The following is a 3,295-nucleotide window of genomic DNA, read 5'->3' on the forward strand; positions in this document are numbered from 1 at the left end:
CCACTACGACGGCAGGGGCCGGGTCCGCGGCGGCGGACCCGGCCCCTGCCGTCGTAGTGTCACAGGACGCCGGCGTCGACGAGACCCAGCTCCTTGAGCATCGGCAGGTAGTTGAAGACGTCGTAGTGCTCGATGACCTGGCCCGCGTCGTTGAAGCGCAGCTCCTCGAGCATGTACCAGGTGACCTTCGTCCCGGAGGGGGGCGTGCCCAGGAAGTCGCCCAGGTGCGTGGCGGTCACGGTGATCCGCAGGATCACCCGGTCCCCTTCGGCGACGACGCTCCTGGCGTCCAGGTGGAGGTCGGGGAAGGCGGCCAGGCCGCCCCGCATCGCGCCGACCATCGCTTGCGAGTCGACGAGGCGGTCCTCGGAGAAGTGCTGGATGTCGGGGGCCCAGTGCTTGATGATGCCGTCCAGTTCCCAGCGGTTCCAGGCGGCGACCATGGAGAGCGCGAGTTCCTTGTTGCGCTCCTGCACGGACTGTGCGGCGGGCTTCTCGATGAGCGGTGCGGTCATGATGACGGTTCCTTTACGGTCTTCTAGGGGATCAGGACGTGCTTGCCGACCGTGCTGCCCTCCAGGAGCGCGCGTACGGCGGCGGGGGCACCGGCCAGCGGGTGGCGGCCGGCGATCGGGGGCGTCAGGACGCCCTCGTCGACGAGCCGGTACAGCGCGGCCAGGTCGGTGTTGAAGTGCTCGCCGGGCTTGACGTAGTACATGCTCTGGCGGCGGCCGCGGGTGAGCCCGAGCCTGCGGGCGATCCAGCGGGCGCCGGTGCGGCGCAGCGCCGGGACGTGGGGCCTGAACCACTGGCCCCCCTCGTAGCCGGCGACGGAGGAGTCGAAGGAGACCAGGGTGCCCTTGTCGGCGAGCATCGCCCAGCCGGCGTCGAGGCCGCGGCCGCCGATGTGGTCGAAGACGGCCTGCACGCCGCCCGGCGCCAGCTCCCGCACGGCGCGCGGGAGGTCGGGCGTGCGGTAGTCCAGCGGCTCGGCGCCCAGGGCACTGACCGCGTCGTGCTTGGCGGGTGAGGCGGTGCCGATGACGCGCAGCCCCTGGTGCACGGCGAGCTGGGTGAGCACCATGCCCACGCCGCCGCTGGCGCCGTGCACCAGGACGGTGGCGCCGCGCCGCAGCGAGGTCGACCGGTGCAGCATCTGGTAGGCGGTCACGCCGTTGGTGACGAGGGCGACGGCGAGCGCCGCGTCCAGGTGCTCGGGGACGGCCGCGAGGGTCTTGGCGGGTGTCTCGACGTACCTCTGCCAGGCACCGTGGCGGGGCATCGCGGCGACCCGGTCGCCGACGCTCACACCGGTGACGTCGGGGCCGGTCTCGACGACGCGGCCGACCAGGTCGTAGCCGGGCACGAACGGGAAGCGGGGCGGGAAGGGGTGCAGGTTCTGGAGCATCTGCACCTCCGCGAAGGAGACCCCGGCGGCCTCGACGCGCACGACCGCCTTGCCGCGGCCGGGGGTGGGGCGCGGGCCGTCGTCGGTGACGATGGCGGCCTCGGGCTCGCCGCTGCCCGTCATCCGCACCCGGACGTTGACCGCCGTGGAGGCGCCGGCCGGCTCGGTTCCCGTCTCGAGGCTCATGCCGTCACCGCCTCGTGCCGCGGCGCGAAGTCGGCGGCGTGGTCGGCCGCCCACTGGGCGAAGGTGCGGGCCGGGCGGCCGAGGACCTTCTCGACGGTGTCGAGCGGGACCGGCGGGTCCTCGACGGCGTCGGCGAGGTAGCCGATGACCATCTCGACGACCGGCGGCGGCATGAAACGGCCCATCTGCTCGCGGGCCTGGTCCGGGGTGATCTCCTCGAAGGGGATGTCGGTGCCCAGGGCGGCGGCGATCGCCCTGACCTGGTCGGCCTGGGTGATGGCCTCGGGTCCGGTGAGGACGTACGCCTGGCCGGCGTGGCCGTCCTGAAGGAGCGCGGCCGCGGCCACGTCGGCGACGTCGGCCTCGTGGATCAGGACGCGCGGGGCGTTGCCGTACGGGGCGCGCACGAGGCCCTCGGTGCGGATGGAGTGCCCCCATTTCCAGAGGATGTTGGTGGCGAACTCGTCGGGGCGCACGAAGGTCCACTCGATGCCGGACTCCTCGACGGCGCGCTCCACGGCGCGGTGGTGCTCACCGCTGTGGTTGTCGCCGGAGGTGTCGAGGACCGACGACGACGACAGGACGACGATGCGGCGCACGCCGGCCTCCTTGGCCAGGGCGACGACCTCGCGTGCGGTGTCCGGGACCGGGAAGAGGTAGAGGCGTTCGACCCCGCCGAGGGCGGCGGCAAGGGTCTGCGGCCGCTCCAGATCGCCCGCGTACACCTCGACGCCCTGCGGGAGGCGGGCGGTGGCCGGGTTCCGGGTCAGCGCCCGTACGTCCGCGCCCGCGCGGACGAGACGGTCGACCACCTGACGGCCGACCGAACCTGTCGCTCCTGTCACCAGAACTGTCACGCCTGACTCCACCCTGTGTGTCCCGGCTTCCCGCCGGGGGTCCCCAACTCCTGGGGGACGCCTTGGACTTCGGTGGGGCAAGCCTGCTCAAGGCGGCTCGAAGCAGCGCGGAGACTCGGTGGAACGGATGTGCTCTCAAGCCGGACTCGAGCGTGGTCCGGAAGACTTTCAGGTCGCGTTCCCCCTCGCCCACGAAAGGTCGTCGACTTGTCCGCCACGCCCGTACGCCAGCACGCCCCTGCGCAGAAGACCAGAAAGAAGTTCGAACTGCGGCGCAGTACGAGAAAGCTGACTCTCGCCGTCCATGTCGTCACCTCGGTCGGCTGGGTGGGCCTGTCGCTCGCCATGGCCGTGCTCGCGGTCATGGGCTACACCACGGACGACGCGGCCGTCGCCAAGGGCGTCTACTACGCGATGTACGTCTTCGACGACACGGCGGTCACCGTCTTCAGTGTCGTCGCCTCGCTGTCGGGCATCCTGCTGTCCTGCGGCACGAAGTGGGGTCTGCTGCTGCACTGGTGGATCATCGCCAAGTGGGTGATCACCCTCTTCATGACGATCTTCGCGTGGTTCGTGATCCACCCGATCGTCATGCAGGCCTCCGAGAACACCGCGAAGGCCGGCGGCAGCCCGCCGCAGCCGGGCTGGCCCGCGGACTTTCTGCTGTGGAGCGTTCCGGTGCTGTTCGTCCTGCTCACGGTCGCGGCGGTGGTCTCGGTGTACAAGCCGTGGGGCAGGACGGCCCGGGGCACGCGCACGTCGCCCCGGGCGGCCCGCGCCTGAGCGCCGCTCGCTTGCGGCCCGCCACGTTCGACGGCCGCCCGTCCCGACCTCTGGGAACGGG

General features: G+C 71.8%; 4 protein-coding genes. 1 reads left to right on the forward strand and 3 read right to left on the reverse strand.

All coding sequences use genetic code 11. The features are described from left to right. Positions 1-59: 59 nt before the first annotated feature. Genes ACFU53_RS47375 through ACFU53_RS47385 form a run of 3 tightly spaced genes read right to left on the reverse strand, consistent with a single transcriptional unit; the run spans position 60 to position 2,451 of the window. Entirely contained in the window at positions 60-515 is a 456-nt protein-coding gene (locus tag ACFU53_RS47375) for an ester cyclase (protein WP_384006673.1), read from the reverse strand. Between the two features lie 23 nt (positions 516-538). Then, positions 539-1,594, reverse strand: coding sequence for a zinc-binding dehydrogenase (locus ACFU53_RS47380; RefSeq protein WP_384006676.1), 1,056 nt, complete (start codon positions 1,592-1,594; stop codon positions 539-541). Further along, positions 1,591-2,451, reverse strand: coding sequence for an NAD(P)H-binding protein (locus ACFU53_RS47385; RefSeq protein ID WP_384006679.1), 861 nt, complete (start codon positions 2,449-2,451; stop codon positions 1,591-1,593). Before ACFU53_RS47385 ends, ACFU53_RS47380 begins: the two co-directional genes overlap by 4 nt. Positions 2,452-2,658: 207 nt before the next feature. Between ACFU53_RS47385 and ACFU53_RS47390 the strand changes: the two genes are divergently transcribed. Further along, the gene (locus tag ACFU53_RS47390; RefSeq protein WP_384006682.1) at positions 2,659-3,234 is read left to right on the forward strand and encodes a hypothetical protein; all 576 of its coding nucleotides are present in this window, start codon (positions 2,659-2,661) and stop codon (positions 3,232-3,234) included. The last annotated feature ends 61 nt before the right edge of the window (positions 3,235-3,295 follow it).

It is taken from the genome of Streptomyces sp. NPDC057474, assembly GCF_042802555.1.
Taxonomy (GTDB): Bacteria; Actinomycetota; Actinomycetes; order Streptomycetales; family Streptomycetaceae; genus Streptomyces.

Excerpts from the sequence above, each read along its gene's own strand:
- ACFU53_RS47375 (WP_384006673.1), bottom strand. The coding sequence starts at position 515 with ATGACCGCACCGCTCATCGAGAAGCCCGCCGCACAGTCCGTGCAGGAG.
- ACFU53_RS47380 (WP_384006676.1), bottom strand. The coding sequence starts at position 1,594 with ATGAGCCTCGAGACGGGAACCGAGCCGGCCGGCGCCTCCACGGCGGTC.